The organism is Niveispirillum sp. BGYR6 (assembly GCF_027568365.1).
Taxonomy (GTDB): Bacteria; Pseudomonadota; Alphaproteobacteria; order Azospirillales; family Azospirillaceae; genus Niveispirillum.
This window is the reverse complement of the sequence record NZ_JANLNL010000011.1, coordinates 36,762-54,273: the sequence shown is the minus strand read 5'-3', so window position 1 is coordinate 54,273 and position 17,512 is coordinate 36,762. Positions and strand designations below refer to the sequence as shown.

General features: G+C 63.0%; 17 protein-coding genes. 14 read left to right on the top strand and 3 right to left on the bottom strand.

All coding sequences use genetic code 11. The features are described 5' to 3' along the window. Nucleotides 1-27: 27 nt before the first annotated feature. Nucleotides 28-927: an SDR family oxidoreductase gene (locus PCJ49_RS19705; RefSeq protein WP_269912440.1), complete on the bottom strand. Its 900-nt coding sequence runs from the start codon at nucleotides 925-927 to the stop codon at nucleotides 28-30. A 51-nt stretch (nucleotides 928-978) separates the two neighbouring features. Between PCJ49_RS19705 and PCJ49_RS19700 the strand changes: the two genes are divergently transcribed. From PCJ49_RS19700 to PCJ49_RS19675, 6 genes are all read left to right on the top strand, one after another. Further along, nucleotides 979-1,782, top strand: coding sequence for a hypothetical protein (locus PCJ49_RS19700; protein WP_269912439.1), 804 nt, complete (start codon nucleotides 979-981; stop codon nucleotides 1,780-1,782). A gap of 165 nt (nucleotides 1,783-1,947) precedes the next feature. Further along, a complete protein-coding gene (locus PCJ49_RS19695) occupies nucleotides 1,948-2,193 on the top strand; it encodes a hypothetical protein (protein WP_269912438.1) in 246 nt (81 codons plus the stop codon). A 344-nt stretch (nucleotides 2,194-2,537) separates the two neighbouring features. Then, a complete protein-coding gene (locus PCJ49_RS19690; RefSeq protein ID WP_269912437.1) occupies nucleotides 2,538-2,777 on the top strand; it encodes a hypothetical protein in 240 nt (79 codons plus the stop codon). A 40-nt stretch (nucleotides 2,778-2,817) separates the two neighbouring features. Further along, nucleotides 2,818-3,288: a TrmH family RNA methyltransferase gene (locus PCJ49_RS19685; RefSeq protein WP_269912436.1), complete on the top strand. Its 471-nt coding sequence runs from the start codon at nucleotides 2,818-2,820 to the stop codon at nucleotides 3,286-3,288. Nucleotides 3,289-3,327: 39 nt separating this feature from the next. Then, nucleotides 3,328-4,227: an oxygen-dependent coproporphyrinogen oxidase gene (gene hemF, locus PCJ49_RS19680; protein WP_269912435.1), complete on the top strand. Its 900-nt coding sequence runs from the start codon at nucleotides 3,328-3,330 to the stop codon at nucleotides 4,225-4,227. Beyond that, nucleotides 4,224-4,856 carry a histidine phosphatase family protein gene (locus PCJ49_RS19675; RefSeq protein WP_269912434.1) on the top strand — a complete coding sequence of 211 codons (633 nt, stop codon included), beginning with the start codon at nucleotides 4,224-4,226 and terminating at the stop codon, nucleotides 4,854-4,856. The genes hemF and PCJ49_RS19675 overlap by 4 nt, the downstream gene beginning before the upstream one ends. Nucleotides 4,857-4,980: 124 nt before the next feature. Here the strand turns inward: PCJ49_RS19675 and PCJ49_RS19670 are convergent, their stop codons facing one another. Next, the gene (locus PCJ49_RS19670) at nucleotides 4,981-5,595 is read right to left on the bottom strand and encodes a YceI family protein (RefSeq protein WP_269912433.1); all 615 of its coding nucleotides are present in this window, start codon (nucleotides 5,593-5,595) and stop codon (nucleotides 4,981-4,983) included. Between the two features lie 394 nt (nucleotides 5,596-5,989). Between PCJ49_RS19670 and sucC the strand changes: the two genes are divergently transcribed. From sucC to PCJ49_RS19630, 8 genes are all read left to right on the top strand, one after another. Next, nucleotides 5,990-7,186, top strand: a complete 1,197-nt coding sequence (gene sucC / locus PCJ49_RS19665) for an ADP-forming succinate--CoA ligase subunit beta (RefSeq protein WP_269912432.1) — start codon at nucleotides 5,990-5,992, stop codon at nucleotides 7,184-7,186. Nucleotide 7,187: 1 nt separating this feature from the next. After that, entirely contained in the window at nucleotides 7,188-8,060 is an 873-nt protein-coding gene (gene sucD, locus PCJ49_RS19660; protein WP_089288609.1) for a succinate--CoA ligase subunit alpha, read from the top strand. 175 nt (nucleotides 8,061-8,235) lie between these two features. Beyond that, on the top strand, nucleotides 8,236-8,703 hold the full coding sequence (locus PCJ49_RS19655) for a DUF2059 domain-containing protein (protein ID WP_269912431.1): 468 nt from the start codon (nucleotides 8,236-8,238) through the stop codon (nucleotides 8,701-8,703). A 176-nt stretch (nucleotides 8,704-8,879) separates the two neighbouring features. Continuing rightward, the gene (gene cmk / locus PCJ49_RS19650) at nucleotides 8,880-9,536 is read left to right on the top strand and encodes a (d)CMP kinase (protein ID WP_269912430.1); all 657 of its coding nucleotides are present in this window, start codon (nucleotides 8,880-8,882) and stop codon (nucleotides 9,534-9,536) included. A gap of 230 nt (nucleotides 9,537-9,766) precedes the next feature. Then, a complete protein-coding gene (locus tag PCJ49_RS19645) occupies nucleotides 9,767-10,471 on the top strand; it encodes a hypothetical protein (protein WP_269912429.1) in 705 nt (234 codons plus the stop codon). 6 nt (nucleotides 10,472-10,477) lie between these two features. Then, a complete protein-coding gene (locus PCJ49_RS19640) occupies nucleotides 10,478-11,149 on the top strand; it encodes a class I SAM-dependent methyltransferase (RefSeq protein WP_269912428.1) in 672 nt (223 codons plus the stop codon). Between the two features lie 396 nt (nucleotides 11,150-11,545). Further along, on the top strand, nucleotides 11,546-13,240 hold the full coding sequence (gene rpsA / locus PCJ49_RS19635; protein WP_269912427.1) for a 30S ribosomal protein S1: 1,695 nt from the start codon (nucleotides 11,546-11,548) through the stop codon (nucleotides 13,238-13,240). A gap of 307 nt (nucleotides 13,241-13,547) precedes the next feature. Further along, nucleotides 13,548-14,408, top strand: coding sequence for a restriction endonuclease (locus PCJ49_RS19630; RefSeq protein ID WP_269912426.1), 861 nt, complete (start codon nucleotides 13,548-13,550; stop codon nucleotides 14,406-14,408). A gap of 16 nt (nucleotides 14,409-14,424) precedes the next feature. On the opposite strand, the gene polA is transcribed toward PCJ49_RS19630, so the two are convergent. After that, complete coding sequence (gene polA / locus PCJ49_RS19625) at nucleotides 14,425-17,352, bottom strand: DNA polymerase I (protein ID WP_269912425.1); 2,928 nt, start codon at nucleotides 17,350-17,352, stop codon at nucleotides 14,425-14,427. Nucleotides 17,353-17,512 lie beyond the last annotated feature (160 nt).

The following is a 17,512-nucleotide window of genomic DNA, read 5'->3' as shown; positions in this document are numbered from 1 at the left end:
CCTCCCCACTGTACAAGACGGTGGCCGCTACCCCTCCGCCGCCAGCTGCGCCGCCAGCCCTTCACGATAGGTGGGGTAGAGCAGCCGATAGCCCAGGTGCCGCACCAGCCGGTCATTACGCACCTTGCGGTTATCGGCATAGAAGCTGGCCGCCATGGGCGACAGGGCGCCGGGCGTAAACGGCATCAGCGGCGGCGGTTCCACCCCCAGCAGCCGGGCGGCATATTCCACCACATCGGCCCCGCTGGCCGGCTCGTTATCCACCACATTCAGCACCGTGCCCGGCTCCGGCTTCGCCATGGAAAGCGCCAGCGCGCCGGCAATATCGGCCACATGGATACGCCCGAACAGGTGGCCCGGCTTGTCCACCCGCCGCGCCGTGCCCGACCGCAGCGCATCAATGGCGCTGCGCCCCGGCCCATAGATGCCGGGCAGGCGGTAAATCTGCACCGGCACGCCCTGGTCACGCCACAGCGACAGCCATTCCGCCTCTGCCGTCACCCGGCGCAGGCCGCGTTCGCCCCTGGCCTTCAACGGCGATGTTTCATCCACCCAATCCCCACCGGTATCACCGTAAACCCCGGTGGTGGACAGATAGCCCGCCCAGCGCAGCCCGGCGATACGGGCAATATCGGCACCATGGGCGGCCAGCACGGGATCGCCGCTGCCCACCTCCGGCGGGACGGAGGAGAGGATATGCGTGGCCCCGCCCAGCGCCGCCGTCGCATCAGCCAGCGGCTGGTCAGGGCCGAACAGGAAAGGTTCCACCCCGGCCGCACGCATCCGTGCCGCCTTTTCCGGCGTGCGGGTGGTGCCGGCCACCCGCCAGCCGTGAGGCCGCAGCAGGTCGGCCAGCCAGCCGGCGCTGTAACCGAAGCCGAAAATGAACAGGCGGCCGGGGGCCGGATCGTTGGAAGGTGCCAACATTAAATCTTTGCCACTGGACAGACAGCACGGGATGAGGATTTGTACCGCGTCATGATGAGAAAGCCCACCCTTGCCGCCGCCCTTGCGGGGCTTTGCCTCACGGCCGCCCTGCCGGCCCTGGCGCAGCCAGCCGTTTTTGCCAACCGCGCCGCCTGTCTGGCCCGTGCCGAGGCGCTGCCCGATTTCGCCTTTGAGGAGGCGAAGCTGTGGGAACGCCAGGGCGGGGCGGCCGATGCACGGCTGTGCCAGGCCCTGGCCCTGATGCTGCGGGCGGACTGGGCGCTGGCCGCCCCGGCGCTGGAGGCCTCGGCAAAGGAACTGACGCAGGAGCCGCGCCCTGCCCGTGCCGATCTCTGGGCCCGCGCCGCCCTGTCCTGGACCAATGCCAAGAAGCCCGATCAGGCCGATGCCGCCTATGCCCAGGCGCTGGCCCTGCTGCCGGACAATGTGCAGATCCTGATGGATCGCGCCATTTTCCGCGCCGGGCAGGAACGCTATTGGGATGCCATCGCCGATCTGGACAAGGTGATCGAAAAGGCCCCGAAAATGGCCGAAGCCTGGCTGCTGCGCGCCCAGGCGCACCATGTGCTGGCACTGGACAGCAAGGCCAAGGGCGATGTGGAAATGGCCCTGAAACTATCCCCACAGAACGGGGAGGCGCTGTTGCTGCGCGGCAATCTTTATGCCGATGCTGGGATTGGCACCAAAGCCAAGGAAGATTGGGAAAAGGCCCGCCGTGTCGCCCCCGGCACCGCCGCCGCCGCCAGCGCCACGGAAAACCTGAACAGCCTGACCCGGCTGGAAACAGAGGCCAAGGACAAGGCGCGGGCACAGGAAAAGAAACAGAAGCAATAATGCCGATCTGAAGGCGGTTTCCGGTCAACCGGCCCCGCCTTAACCTTTTCTTCATCTGCCGCGAAAATGCCCTGATCCGGGCCAAATGCGACCAAGTGCAGATTGTTTCCTGATCCCTGTCAGCGCCCCGGCCCCCGCCGCCCCGCCCAACAGGAGGATCGACCGATGCATGTTCTTGCCCGTCGCAACGACCCCACGCGTCAGAAATTGTCGGCCATCCTGCTGTTGCTGGCCACGCTGGCCCTGATGCTAGCCTGCGCCCTGGCAGCCGGCCATGCCCGACCCAACCAGGGCGGCCAGGGCTTCAGCGCGCATAAGCTGCTGGCCGGCAATGCCAGTGCCACCCCGGACGATGGCACCATCAAGGCCGAGATGACAGCCAAGACCCTGGGCACGGCGGATCGGGCCTGATTTGAACGGAATCGGCGTTATCGGTCTGCCTATCCCAGCGCCCCAAAGGTTACCGATAGCGTCGTCGACAGGGGCCATCCGTCACCGGGTGGCCCCTGTTTTATTTTGCCCGCTATTCTTCTGCGCCCCACCGCACCACCTAGGCGACAAGGGCGGAAATGCTTATGATACCAGCGGCATGAAATCATGACCGAAGGTCACGCTTTCGTGCCCCTCAATCGCCGGCGCCAGCATCCGCTGGCTTGGCTACGCCGCATGAGCGGCGCGGCGGCAGTCGCCGCCGCACCATCGGTCAATAATTTCGACCGATGGTATGATGGGCTGATCAACAAGGGGGCGTGCCCATGGTCGATTCGCGGGTTGGTTCATCGACAGGCAGTGTGGTTGGCGGTTCGGTGGCGGAAAGCGGCGGGCGCCGCACCGGTCCGACTGCCGTGCCCGGCGTATCCGGCCGGGGCATTCCGCTGGGCCGTCCCGGCAATCGCTGGCCCAATCCCAAGGAACTGGCCGCCTTGCTGGTCGATGGCATTCTGCGCCTGCCGGCCCGGTATCGCCGGGGCATGTTCCTGGATGTGCTGACCTGATCCTGCCCCCCTTCCCGCCCGGTGCGTTTGAGATTTTACGTTGAGACTAGCCCTTTACCAGCCGGACATTCCGCAGAATGCCGGCACCCTGATCCGTCTGGGCGCCTGCCTGGATGTGGGGATCGATATTATTGAGCCTTGCGGCTTCATCCTGGATGACCGTCGCCTGCGCCGCAGCGTGATGGATTATGCCGATCACGCCGATATCACCCGCCACAGCAGCTGGGAACGCTTCAACCAGACCCGCCAGGGCCGGCTGGTGCTGCTGACCACGCGCGCCGCCGTGCCGCATGTGGATTTCACCTTCCAGCCGGATGACATTCTGCTGCTGGGCCAGGAAAGCTGCGGCGTGCCCGATCATGTGCATCACGCCGCCGATGCCCGCGTGCTGGTGCCGATGCGTCAGGGGGCACGCTCGCTTAATGTGGCAGTGGCGGCGGCCATCGTGGTGGGGGAGGCTTTGCGCCAGACTTCACTTTATCCTATCGCAACCGCTGCGATTTCTGCCTAAATCCTGCTATCGCCTTCCCGCCAACACCGGACCGCCGCCATGCCTACGCCCTTGCCCCCGCCAGAGATTGTTGCCCAGCGCAAGGCCCAGGCCCGCGCCTGGTTTGAGGAATTGCGCGACCGGATCTGTGCTGCGTTTGAAAAGCTGGAGGATGAGCTGACGGGCGGCCCCCATGCCGACCTGCCCGCTGGTCGGTTTGAACGCAAGCCCTGGTCGCGCCCCAACCATGATGGTGGCGACGGCGGCGGCGGGGTGATGGGCCTGATGAAGGGCCGGGTGTTTGAAAAGGTGGGGGTGAATGTCTCCACCGTTCACGGCACCTTCTCGCCTGAATTCCGCGCCAATATCCCCGGTGCGGGGGAGACGGGGGAATTCTGGGCCAGCGGCATCAGCCTGGTGGCCCATATGCGCAGCCCGCTGGTGCCGGCCGTGCATATGAATACACGGATGCTGGTGACCGGCCAGGGCTGGTTCGGCGGTGGGGCCGATCTGACGCCGATGTTCCTGGATTCGGTGGAAACGGCCGAGGATGCTGCCGATTTCCATGCCGCCCTGAAGGCCGCCTGTGACGCGCATGGGGATGATTATTATCCCCGTTTCAAGGAATGGTGCGACCGTTACTTCTTCCTGCCCCATCGCGGGGAACCGCGTGGGGCCGGCGGCATTTTCTATGACAATCTGGATACGGGCGACTGGGCGGCGGATTTCGCCTTTACCCGCGCCGTCGGGCTGGCCTTTCTGGAGACCTATCCCCGCATCGTTGCCCGCCGGATGCAGGCCATGTGGAACGACGCCCAGCGCGAGCATCAGCTGATCCGCCGCGGCCGCTATGTCGAATTCAACCTGATCCATGATCGCGGCACGCTGTTCGGCCTGAAAACCGGCGGCAATATCGAAGCCATCCTGATGAGCCTGCCGCCGGAAGTGAAGTGGCCGTGAGCATTGCGTTGAATGATCAGGCGGCAGAAGCCGCCCCTGCCCTGCCGTCCCATCCGTTGCTGCTGGTCCGCCATGGCCAGACGGAATGGAATGTCGCCGCCCGCTGCCAGGGCCAGCTGGACAGCAACCTGACCACGCGGGGCCGCGCCCAGGCCGACCATGTGGGCAGCATCCTGCGCCGGCTGGTGGAGGCCATCCCCGACTGGCGGGAGACGGTGAGGCTGGTTGCCTCGCCCTTGGGGCGGACGATGGAAACAGCCCGCATCATCAACCGCCATCTGGACCTGCCCATCCAACAGGATGCCCGCATCGCCGAAGTCAGCTTCGGCCGCTGGGAAGGCATGACGCGGGATGAGATTTACCGCGGCAACCCCTGGCTGTCGGCCCATGGCCCGCATGGCTGGCAGTTCCGCGCCCCGGCGGGGGAGCGCTATGAGCAGGTGCAGGCCCGCCTGTTCGCCTTTCTGGCGGAGATCGACCGCCCCACCATCGCCATTTCACATGGGATGAGCGGGCGGATTTTGCGCGGCCATTATGCCGGCCTGTCCCCGGAACGCGCCGTGCGCCTTGCCGTGCCGCAGGATCGCGTCTGGCGCCTGACGCCAAAGGGCGTGGAGGAACTGGGATAAAAGGGGGCGGCCCAGTCGGGCCATCCCCCTCACCCCTTAGACTCGGTTGCCATGATCAGAACCGATCAGTTCTGATCATGGCCTTCACGCGCCGGGCGCGAATGTCAAGTACGCGCGGGGAGGCTTACTTCTTCAGCTGCAGTTCCGAACCGATGCGCAGCGTCACCTCGTCGCCCACGGCGGGGACATAGGCGCTGACGCCGAAATCGGAACGCTTGATGGTGGTCGTGGCGTCAAACCCGACGCTGTAGACCTTGTTGATGAAGTTCGGGCCGGCCTGGTTGAAGGTGACATCCAGGGTCACCGGCTTGGTCACGCCCTTCAGGGTCAGGTTGCCGGTCACCTTGGCCTTGTTCTTGCCGGTCAGTTCCACCTTGGTGCTCTTGAAGGTGGCCTTGGGGAACTTGGCGCCGTCAAAGAAGTCGGGGCCTAGCAGATGCTCGTTCAGCTCCTTCAGGTCGGTGGAGATGGCGGTGACATCCACCGTCACATCCAGCACCGACTTGGCCGGGTTGGCGGCGTCCAGCACCAGCGTGCCCTCAGCCTTGGGGAACGTGCCGTAATAGGTGGAATAGCCCAGGTGATTGATGGCGAAGACAACCTTGGTGTGGGTCGGCTCCACCGCATAGGTGCCGGACTTCACGGCCGCCGGATCCTGCGTCAGATCCTGGGCAATGCCCTGGCCGGCGGTCAGCAGCAGGGCGGCGCCGAACAGACCGGCGATAAGGGTACGGGACATGGGGTGCAACTCCGTCTTGGTGGGGTTCAACATGGGGGCCAGCATGACCCAGAATCCGCTTTGCCACTATCCGGCATATTTGGGACGCAATGTTTCGCCCAGTGCAACAATCGCCCCGCTGTAGTGGCCACGCCGCCGTTACATGGCACCCTTGCTGCAGATGCGTGCCCGTCAAGGGGTGGGCTGTCCCTCAGCCTTGTGCCGCCAAGGGTGGGGTCATCGCCACCCTGTGCGGCAGCGCGCAAATCAATGTGCATGGGAGGGACCTTTGGACGGTTGATCCCGGTTGGCATAGTGCTAAAGTGCCGCCCGCGTGGGGACGGACCCTGCGCGCGGTCCGTTGACACCCCGTCGCGGCCGGCCCGTCTCCCATCCAGAGCAAGACGGCTGACCTATGAATATTCATGAGTACCAGGCCAAGGGCCTGTTGAAGAAGTACGGTGTCGCGGTTCCGCGCGGCGGCGTTGCCTACACGCCCGAGGAAGCGGCCAAGGTCGCGCAGGAGCTGGGCGGCCCCGTCTGGGTGGTCAAGTCGCAGATCCATGCCGGTGGCCGTGGCGCTGGTCGTTTCCAGAACGACCCGAACGGCAAGGGCGGCGTCCGCGTCGTCAAGAGCGTGGAAGACGTGCAGACCAATGCCGCAGCCATGCTGAACCAGGTGCTGGTCACCAAGCAGACCGGTGCGGAAGGCAAGGAAGTCAAGCGCCTCTATATCGAGGAAGGCGCTGACATCAAGCGCGAGCTGTACCTGTCCATGCTGCTGGACCGTGGCTCTTCCCGCGTCACCATCGTCGCTTCCACCGAAGGCGGCATGGAGATCGAGGAAGTGGCCCACAGCCACCCGGAGAAGATCACCAAGGTCGCCATCGACCCGGTGCAGGGCCTGCAGGGCTATCACGCCCGCAAGGTCGCCTTCGCCCTGGGCCTGGAAGGCAAGCAGGTGAATGCCGCGGCCAAGTTCATGACCGCCATGTACAAGGCGTTTATCGACCTGGACATGAGCATGGTGGAGATCAACCCGCTGGTCGTGACCGGTGCGGGTGAGGTCATCGCGCTCGACGCCAAGGTGAACTTCGACGACAACGCCCTTTACCGTCACCCCGACGTGGAAGAACTCCGCGACGAGGACGAGGAAGAGGCGTCGGAGACCGAGGCCACCAAGCACGGCCTGAACTATGTGAAGCTGGATGGCAATATCGGCTGCATGGTGAACGGTGCCGGTCTGGCCATGGCCACCATGGACATCATCAAGCTGTATGGCGGTGAGCCGGCGAACTTCCTGGACGTTGGCGGCGGCGCCACCAAGGAGCGCGTCACCACGGCGTTCAAGCTGATCCTGTCCGACCCGAATGTCGAAGGCATCCTGGTCAACATCTTCGGCGGCATCATGCGCTGCGACGTGATTGCGGAAGGCGTCGTTGCCGCCGCCCGCGAAGTCAGCCTGCACGTTCCGCTGGTTGTTCGTCTGGAAGGCACGAACGTCGATCTCGGCAAGAAGATCATGGCCGAATCCGGCCTGCCCATCCTGTCGGCCGACAATCTGGCCGACGCCGCCGAGAAGATCGTGAAGGCCGTGAAGGAGGCCGCGTAACATGGCCGTTCTCGTTAACAAAGACACCAAGGTCATCTGCCAGGGCTTTACCGGCGCGCAGGGGACTTTCCATTCCGAACAGGCCATCGCCTATGGCACCAAGATGGTCGGCGGCGTGACGCCCGGTAAGGGCGGCTCCAAGCATCTGGACCTGCCGGTGTTCGACACCGTGGCCGATGCCGTGTCGAAGACCGGCGCCAATGCCTCGGTCATCTATGTGCCGCCACCGTTCGCCGCCGACGCCATCCTGGAAGCCATCGATGCCGAACTGCCGCTGGTGGTTTGCATCACCGAAGGCATCCCGGTGCTGGACATGGTTCGCGTCAAGCGCGCCCTGGCCAACAGTGCCACCCGTCTGGTCGGTCCGAACTGCCCGGGTGTCATCACCCCGGACGAGTGCAAGATCGGCATCATGCCGGGCCACATCCATCGTCGTGGCAAGATCGGCATCGTGTCCCGTTCCGGCACGCTGACCTACGAAGCGGTGGCGCAGACCACGGCGGCTGGCCTGGGCCAGACCACCTGCATCGGCATTGGCGGTGACCCGGTCAACGGCACCAACTTTGTCGACGCGCTGGAGATGTTCGCCAAGGATCCGGAAACCGAAGGCATCATCATGATCGGTGAGATCGGTGGTGACGCTGAGGTGAATGGTGCGGAGTACATCAAGGCTTCCGGTCTGAAGAAGCCGGTCGTCGGCTTCATCGCCGGTCGCACCGCCCCGCCGGGCCGCCGCATGGGCCATGCCGGTGCCGTGATCTCCGGCGGTAACGACACCGCCGAGTTCAAGGTGGAAGCGATGCGCGCCGCCGGTATCCATGTCTCCGAAAGCCCGGCCAGCCTGGGCTCGACCATGGTGAAGGCGCTGGGCTGAGCTTAAGGCCAGACCAGAGCAGCTTCGTTGAGTAAAGAGAACCCGCTGGGGCAGCCCGGCGGGTTTTTCTTTGGCCGGTTTCTGCTGCACCCACCACTAAAATAGTATATCATGCCACTATCACTATCTATAGGACAGCGACATGCGGATGTCTCGTTTTGCTCTCCTGGCTGTAATGGGGCTTCTATGGGCTGCCCAGCCGGCCATGGCGGCCCCGGACGATAATGCCCAGCGCCTGGAAAAGGCGCGGGCGCTGATCGAAACGACGGGGATGGCGACGATCAGCCAGCAAATCATGGATGGCCTTATGGGCCAGGTCGAGAAGATGGCACTGGCCCAGAATCCCGGCCGGGAGAAAGATATCCATACCCTGGTGCAAGACCATATCCGTCCGGCATTGAAGAACGGCTTGCCGGAATTGATGCAGGGGATGGAGGCGCTGTACGCCAGCAATTTCACGGTCGATGAGATGGACCAGATCATTACCTTTTATCGCACGCCGGTGGGCCGCAAGAGCTTGCAGCAGATGCCGCAGATCATGCAGCAATCCATGGCCCTGGGTCAGGCCTGGGCCAGCAAGATCATGGCGCAGGCAGGAGCAGATTTCACCGCCGCCGCCAAGCAGCGCGGCTTGAAACTCTGAAACCCGCGTGTGTGCCTGATCCAGGTCAATGAACAAGCTCTCCGGTTAGCCGATAAGCACGATGGCCCCGCCCTTGGATGGCGGCCATCCTGCTGTGTGGCTTGACGCTTCGCGCCCCTGCGGGCAAGGGTGCCGCCGCACCTGTTCCATTGCCGCTCCGGGGAGCCTTGACGCCCATGTCCACCAAGCCTGTCATCGCCATCGATGGTCCCGCCGCCAGCGGCAAGGGCACGCTGGCCCGCCGTGTCGCCCAGGCTATGGGCTATGCGCTGCTGGATACCGGCGCGCTGTACCGGGCGGTGGGCCTGTCGATGATCCGCGCTGGCCAGGATGTGCGCGATGTCGAAGCCGCCATGGCAGCGGCGCAGGCGCTGGATGCCGACCGCATTGCCGAACTGACGGCTGACCCGGCCCTGCGTCAGGATGAAACGGCGCAGGCCGCCTCCATCGTCTCGGCCTATCCCGGCGTGCGGCAGGCCCTGCTGGAATTCCAACGTGGTTTTGCCGCCAACCCGCCGGGCGGCGCTGCGGGTGCCGTGCTGGACGGGCGGGATATCGGCACCGTCATCTGCCCCAACGCGCCGGTGAAACTGTTCATCACCGCCTCGGTGGAGGTGCGGGCAGAGCGTCGGTTCAGGGAACTGGGCGGGGACACGGCCGGTGTGGATTTCGCCGCCGTGCTGGCCGACATGCGGGCGCGCGACGAGCGCGACACCACCCGCGCCTTTGCCCCGCTGGTACCGGCAGAGGATGCTGTGGTGCTGGATAATTCCGAGCTTGGCCCCGATGCGGCATTTCAGGCAGCCATGGATGTGATCCGCGCCAAATTGTAATCACGGGCGCTGATTTAAATCTTCAGCGGGCGACCCGGCAGCGGGTCGCCCGCTGTTTTATTCTGCCTAATATATTCGGATGGTTAGGCCGCTATCATTAGCCATTGCGAAGGATAGCCATCTGTCGATAAAGATATGGCCTGTCTTGTCCCTGCCTGGCAGCTTGGGGAGACAGCCAGTGCCCTCGCGTTCATTTTGTTGCTTTGCTGATTCCGCGCCTTGAAGGAGGCATGATGACACGTGTGCGCATGATCTGCGCCTCCCGCGCAACAGGTAAGCAGTTCGAGACTGAAAGCCTGCTGGGCCGCTCCCTTTCAGAATGGCGACGCTTCTACCCTGTAGAGATGTCTCTATTTTCAGAAAATAAAACAGCCCTCCCAATATTGTATAATGAGAGCATTGAGCGTGTCCTCGCAGAGGGGGATGATGACCTGATCCTCGCCTTCGTGCATGATGATGTGTCGCTTCTGGATTTTTTCTGGCCTGATACTCTGGCCCACTGGACCAATATTTTTGACATTGTCGGCCTGGCCGGCAATATACGCCGCACCCCTTTCCAGCCAACCTGGAGCCATATTCGCCGGGAGACGGACCTTGCCGTCGACGACAAGGCGAACCTGTGTGGCGCGGTCGGGTGGGGTTCCACCTTTCCTGATGACCAGATTTGCTACTATGGCAAGCCCGGACAGGAATGCAAATTGATGGATGGCTTGTTTCTGGCAGCCCGGGTTGGCGTCTTTCGCCGCTCCGGCTTGCGGTTCGATCCCAGGTTCCCTTTCCATTTTTACGATCTGGATTTCTGCCGGCAGGCGGAACAGCTGGGCCTTCGCATGGGGGTCGCCCCGATCTCCGCCATGCATGTCAGCGGGGGCAGTTACGAAAACCAAGCCTGGTTAAAAGGGTATAGTGACTACCTGGCCAAGTGGGGGGAGTGAAGCACCATGCAGCAGACGCCGATGCATCATAATGTGAACCAGGATCTGCTGGCCGCAATTCCCCCTGGCCTGTCGCGGCTGGTTGAGATCGGCTGCAGCTCGGGCGCCATGGCGGCTGTCTATCGGGCGGCCAATCCGGGCGCCCATTATGTGGGGGTAGAAATCGACGCTGATTACGCCGCCACCGCCGCCCCCCATTGCAGCGAAACCCTGGTCGGCGATATCGAACAGATGGACCTTGCCAAGGTGCCGGCTTTCCAGGGCACACAGGCCTGGATTTTCGGTGATGTGCTGGAACATCTGCGCAATCCCTGGGACGTGCTGGCCCGCATCCGGGAAATCCTGCCGCCCGGCGGCAGCGTCATCACCTGCATTCCTAATGCCCAGAACTGGAGCGTGCAGATGATGCTGGCCGTGGGCCAGTTCCGCTATGCCGATTCCGGCCTGCTGGATCGGACGCATCTGCGCTGGTTCACCCGCACCACAATGCTGGAAATGTTCGCCGCCGCCGGTTATCGGGTGGAATATGCCGTCGCCCGTTTGCCAGGCCAGCCCATGCCCGACCATATGCACCAGGCCATCACCGCCATCGCCCAGGGCTGCGGGATAGACCCGCAAATGGCCATCAACGATGCCCTGCCCATCCAATTTGTAGTGCGGGCCGTCCCCAACGGCTGACCCGCACTGATCTGACAGGGCACCTGTCGACTCTACCGGTTGCGGCGAAGGCGGTTTCCGGCTATATAGCCCGCCTTGCCCCGAAGGGCATGAAGGATCATGACGCGATGCGTTGCCGGGGGCTGGAAAACAGCCCCGCTGGTGCCGCTCGCGTTCTGCTATTGAACGTCCTCGCCGCCGGTATGGTGGCGTAGCCATGGGCTTTCATCAAGGGCGGCACGCACTGCCGCCCTCTTCGGGAAAAGAAGACCGACCTTCGGGCCGGTTTTGTAAAAAGCCGCCGGGTATGGTGCCCGGCGCGGCGGTGGTGAAGCCACAGAACCGGTTCGGGCGTGCCGGGGATGGGTGGATGCGCCGTTGGGATCAACCCGAAACAGTCTGCCCATTGGAGTTTACATGGCACAGGTTTCCGCCGCGAAGGAAAGCTTCGCCGCCCTGCTGGAAGAATCGTTCGGCTCCGCCGACAGCCTGGAAGGCACCGTCGTCAAGGGTCGTGTCGTCAATATCGACAACGACATGGTGCTGATCGACGTTGGCCTGAAGTCTGAAGGTCGCGTTGCTCTCAAGGAATTTGCCGTTCCGGGCCAGCCGGTCGAGCTGAAGATCGGCGACACCGTCGAGGTCTATCTGGAGCGCATGGAAGACAAGAACGGCGAAGCCGTTCTGTCGCGTGAGAAGGCCAAGCGCGAGGAAGCCTGGACCCTGCTGGAGAAGTCCTTCACCGACCAGAGCCGCGTCACCGGCATCATTTTCGGTCGCGTCAAGGGTGGCTTCACCGTCGATCTCAATGGCGCCGTGGCCTTCCTGCCGGGCAGCCAGGTCGATATCCGTCCGGTTCGCGACATCTCCCCGCTGATGGGCACGCCGCAGCCGTTCCAGATCCTGAAGATGGACCGCTCGCGCGGCAACATCGTCGTTTCCCGCCGCGCCGTGCTGGAAGAAAGCCGTGCGGAAGCCCGCTCCGAGCTGGTCGCCTCCCTCAAGGAAGGCCAGATCCTGCAGGGCGTGGTCAAGAACATCACCGATTACGGTGCGTTCGTTGATCTGGGCGGCGTTGACGGCCTGCTGCACGTCACCGACATCGCTTGGCGCCGTATCAACCACCCGTCGGAAGCCCTGCAGATCGGCCAGACCGTTACGGTCCAGGTCATCCGCTTCAACTCCGAGACCCAGCGCATCAGCCTCGGCATGAAGCAGCTGGAAGCCGATCCGTGGGAAGGCGTGGAAGCCAAGTACCCGCCGCAGGCCAAGTTCAAGGGTCGCGTCACCAACATCACCGACTACGGCGCCTTTGTGGAGCTGGAGCCGGGGATCGAAGGTCTGGTGCACGTCTCCGAGATGAGCTGGACCAAGAAGAACGTCCATCCGGGCAAGATCGTTTCCACCTCGCAGGAAGTGGAAGTGATGGTGCTGGACGTGGATCCGGTGAAGCGCCGTATCTCCCTGGGCCTGAAGCAGACCATGCAGAACCCCTGGGAAGCCTTCGTCGAGAAGTTCCCGGGCGGCACCGAGCTGGAAGGCGAGGTCAAGAACATCACCGAATTCGGTCTGTTCGTTGGTCTGCCGGGCGACATCGACGGTATGGTGCACCTGTCCGATCTGGACTGGAACACCCCCGGCGAGCAGGCGATCCAGGAATACAAGAAGGGCGATCAGGTCAAGGTCAAGGTCCTGGACGTTGACGTTGAGAAGGAACGCATCTCCCTCGGCATCAAGCAGCTCGCTTCCGATCCGTTCGAGAGCGCAGCCGCTGGCGTCAAGAAGGGCGATGTCGTCACCTGCACCGTGACCCAGATCACCGAAGGCGGGATCGAGGTTGAGGTTGGTGAAGGCTTCACCGGCTTCATCCGCAAGTCCGACCTGAGCCGTGAGCGTTCCGAGCAGCGCCCCGACCGCTTCGCCGTTGGCGAAAAGGTCGATGCCAAGGTCACCCAGGTCGATCGCGGTTCCCGCAAGATCGGCCTGTCGATCAAGGCCAAGGAAGTCGAGGAAGAGAAGTCCGCGATGGCCGAATTCGGCTCGTCCGACTCGGGCGCCTCGCTGGGCGACATCCTGGGTGCCGCTCTGAAGCGCCGCCAGCAGAACGACTGATCCGGCAACGGATCAGCCTGATCTGTTCAGGTTGTTTGAGACGTGAAAAGGCCGCCGGGGCAACCCGGCGGCCTTTTTGCTGTGCGGACGCAATCGTAATGGGTTGTAATTCAAAAGGGGGGGACGTTACTCTTCAGGTATAGAGCTGTAGGGGGCTGCCTTTAATCGCAACCACAGCCCGCTCTGGTGCTCTGCTGTGCAAAATTTTGCTGTTGGAAATTTTCTGCTAGGGTGTGAGGTGCCTTAAAGTCATTTCATTCATATTTCTTTTGCCTCCAATTAAATTCAGAAAAGGAATGGTATGATAATGAAATTGGATACGGATAATCATGGCGTCCCCTTACTGCGTTGCTTGCTTAGGCCTGTAATTGAATCTCTGCGTGATTTGGGTGGATCGGCAAGCAATGATGAATTGATCGAAAAAATAATAAAAAAAGAAAACATTCCAGAAAATATCCAAAATTTAACCAGAAAGGACAGCCGAACTACACGACTATCTTATCGGTTGGGTTGGACAAAAACCTACCTAGCAAAATCCGGGTTGATAACCAACAGCGCCCGGGGGGTATGGACCCTCACTGACGAGGGTGAAAAAATCACCGATGAACAACTTGCAAAAGTACCGGCATTAGTTAGAGCAGGTATTAATGCGAAATCTGCATCAAAAACTGAGATCGATGCAGAGGTGGATGATTTTGAACCAGAATCTTTGGACTGGCGGGAGATATTACTTCGTACTCTACAAAATATCACGCCGGATGCGTTTGAGCGCCTGTCACAGCGCCTGTTGCGGGAAGCCGGCTTTGTAAAGGTGGAAGTCACTGGCAAGACGGGGGATGGCGGCATTGACGGGCAGGGTGTGCTGCGCGTCAACCTTGTCACCTTTCAGGTGGCGTTCCAGTGCAAGCGCTATCAGGGGTCCGTCGGTGCCTCGGTGGTGCGGGATTTTCGCGGGGCCATGGTTGGCCGCGCGGATAAGGGCCTGATCATCACCACCGGCACCTTCACCCAGGCCGCCAAGGATGAAGCCATCCGCCCCGGTGCCCCCGCCATCGACCTGATCGACGGCGAGTTGCTGTGCCAGTTGCTGAAGGATTTGAAGCTAGGTGTCGTCACCCGCATGGTGGAAGAGGTGACGGTGGATGGTGGCTGGTTTACGGCCCTTTGAGGGGGGCGATCCCCCCTCAATGCGCCTCCGCCCATGAAGCACCATGCCCGGCTTCGGCCACCAGGGGCACGCCGATATCGGTGGCGGTTTCCATCACCTGTTTCACCAGGGCCGCCGTGGCGGTGATCTCCGCTTCCGGCACCTCGAACAACAGTTCGTCATGTACCTGCAACAGCATCCGCGCCTTCAGCCCGGCAGCCGCCAGGGCGGCGGGCAGGCGGATCATGGCGCGTTTGATGATGTCGGCGGCCGTGCCCTGGATGGGGGCGTTGATGGCCTGGCGTTCGGCATAGGAACGCCGCGCGCCCTTTTCCTGAATGCCGGGAATCCAGCATTTGCGGCCCAGCAGGGTGGTGACATAGCCCTGGGCGTGCGCTTCCGCCTTGGTCTTGTCCATATAGGTCTGCAATTCCGGGAACCGCTCAAAATAAGCCTTGATGAAGGCCCCTGCTTCGCCCGGTGAGATTCCCAACTGGCGCGACAGGCCGAAGCTGGAAATGCCATAGATGATGCCGAAATTGATCGCCTTGGCGCGACGGCGGATTTCAGACGTCATTTCGGCCAGCGGCACGCCGAACACCTGGCTGGCCGTCATGGCGTGAATGTCGATGCCGTCGCGGAAGGCCTGTTGCAGGGCCGGGATGCCGGCCATTTCCGCCACCAGCCGCAATTCGATCTGGCTGTAATCCACTGACAGCATCACATGGCCCGGTGCCGCCACGAAGGCGCGGCGGATCTTGCGCCCTTCCTCCGTGCGGATGGGGATGTTCTGCAAATTGGGATCGGTGGAGGACAGCCGACCGGTGGAGGTGATGGCCAGCGCGAAACTGGTATGGACCCGGCCCGTCTTGGCGTCGATCTGGTCGGCCAGCGTGTCGGTATAGGTGGATTTCAGCTTGGCGAACTGGCGCCAGTCCAACACCTTCTGGGCGATCGGCACGCCCTGGTCGGCCAGTTCTTCCAGCACTGAACTGTCGGTGGAATAGGCGCCGGTCTTGGCGCTTTTCTTCGCACCCGTCAGCTTCATCTCATCAAACAGAATCTCGCCCAACTGCTTGGGGCTGCCGACATTGAAGCTGCGGCCGGCCAGGGCGTGGATTTCCGCTTCCAGTTCCACCATGCGCTTGGCGAAATCGCCCGACAATTCGCGCAGCACGGCGCGGTCGATCAGCACGCCGTCGCTTTCCATCTGTGCCACCACGGGCACCAGCGGACGCTCAATCGTCTCGTACACCGTCACCATGCGGTCGGCCAGCACGTCATGTTTCAGCACATGCCACAGGCGCAGGGTGATGTCGGCATCCTCCGCGGCATAGGCCGTGGCCTTGTCCAGCGGCACCCGGTCAAAGGTGATGCGCGCCTTGCCGGTGCCCGTCACCTCATCATAGGAAATGCAGCTATGGCCCAGATGGCGCTGCGCCAGCTCATCCATGCCATGGCCATGCTTGCCGCCGCCAATGACGTAGGAAAGCAGCATCGTATCGTCGATGGGGGCGACATTGACGCCATGCTTGGCGAACATCTGCCAGTCGAACTTGATATTATGGCCGACCTTCAGCACGCCTGGATGTTCCAGCAGCGGGCGCAGGATCGCCATGGCCCGGTCCAGGGCGATCTGCTTGGGCGGCGGCGGGGCGGTGCCGAAATCCAAGCCCCCCTGATCGCCCTTGGGCGTGGAGGGATCAATATGGGCGATGGGGATATAGCAGGCGCGGCCCGGCCTTGTGGAAAGCGAGATGCCCACCAGATTGCAGCGGGTCGGCGTCAGCCCATCCGTCTCCGTATCCACGGCGACGATACCAGCCGCCAGCCCTTCCGTCACCCAGGCTTCCAGGTCAGCCTCTTCCACCACCAGCAGATGTTCCACGGCACCGGGGCGGGGGATATGGGCATCGGCCCGTACCTCTGCCGGGGCGGTGGCGGGGGTGGGCGCGTAGGATCGGCCATCCAGCGCGGCGCGCAGGTCGCGGCGCGGCTGTTCCGATCCGCCGGCGGCAATGGCGCGGGCCACGGCCCCATCGGCCAGCGTGCCATCGGCGGCCAGTTCCGCCTTCACCTTGGCGATGATGGAACGGAAACCCTGCACGCCCAGCCATTCCAGCAGGCGGGCGCTGTCCGGCTCCCGCACCACCAGTTCTTCCACCGGCACCGGCACGGGGGCATTTTCTTCCAGCTTCACCAGCCGCTTGGAAATGCGGGCCAGGTCGGCATTTTCGATCAGCTTTTGGCGGCGGCCCGCCTGTTTGATCTCCCCCGCCCGTTCCAGCAGGGTTTCCAGATCGCCATAATCGGTGATCAGTTGGGCCGCCGTCTTGATGCCGATGCCGGGCACGCCCGGCACATTATCCACGCTGTCGCCGGCCAGCGCCTGCACATCCACCACCTTGTCGGGGGTGACGCCGAATTTCTCAAACACCTCATCCGGGCCGATCAGCCGGTTTTTCATCGGGTCCAGCAGGCGCACGCCATCGCGCACCAGCTGCATCAAGTCTTTATCAGACGACACGATGGTGACGGGGCGGCCCTGGGCGCGGGCCTGGCGGGCATATGTCGCGATCAGGTCGTCGGCCTCGTACCCTTCCAGTTCAATGCCGGGCAGGTTGAAGGCGTCCACCGCTTCGCGGATCAGGGCGAATTGCGGGCGCAAATCTTCCGGCGGCTCCGGGCGGTGGGCCTTATAGTCGGGGTAGAATTCATTGCGGAAATTCAGCCGCTTGGCATCAAAGATGATGGCCACGGCCTCGGCCTTCAGTTCCGCCAGCAGCTTCATCAGCATATTGGTGAAGCCCATCACGGCATTCACCGGCGTGCCATCGGGCCGGTTCAGCGGCGGCAGGGCGTGATAGGCGCGGAAGATGAAGCCAGACCCATCCACCAGATAAAGCGGGCTGCCATCGGCGGCCGGCAGGGCAGCGGGGTCAGCGGCTGGGGTATCGGTGGGCATGGGGATGGCCTGTCGTTCCGGGTGCGTTCACGCGCGGAACATGGCCCATGCCGCCGCCCCTGTCCACTGTTCAGCGGGGCGGCGGAGCTGTACGTTTTCCCTCAATCGCCGGGCGGCGGCATCCGCCGCCTTGGCTTGCGGCGCACGAGCGCCGGGCCAG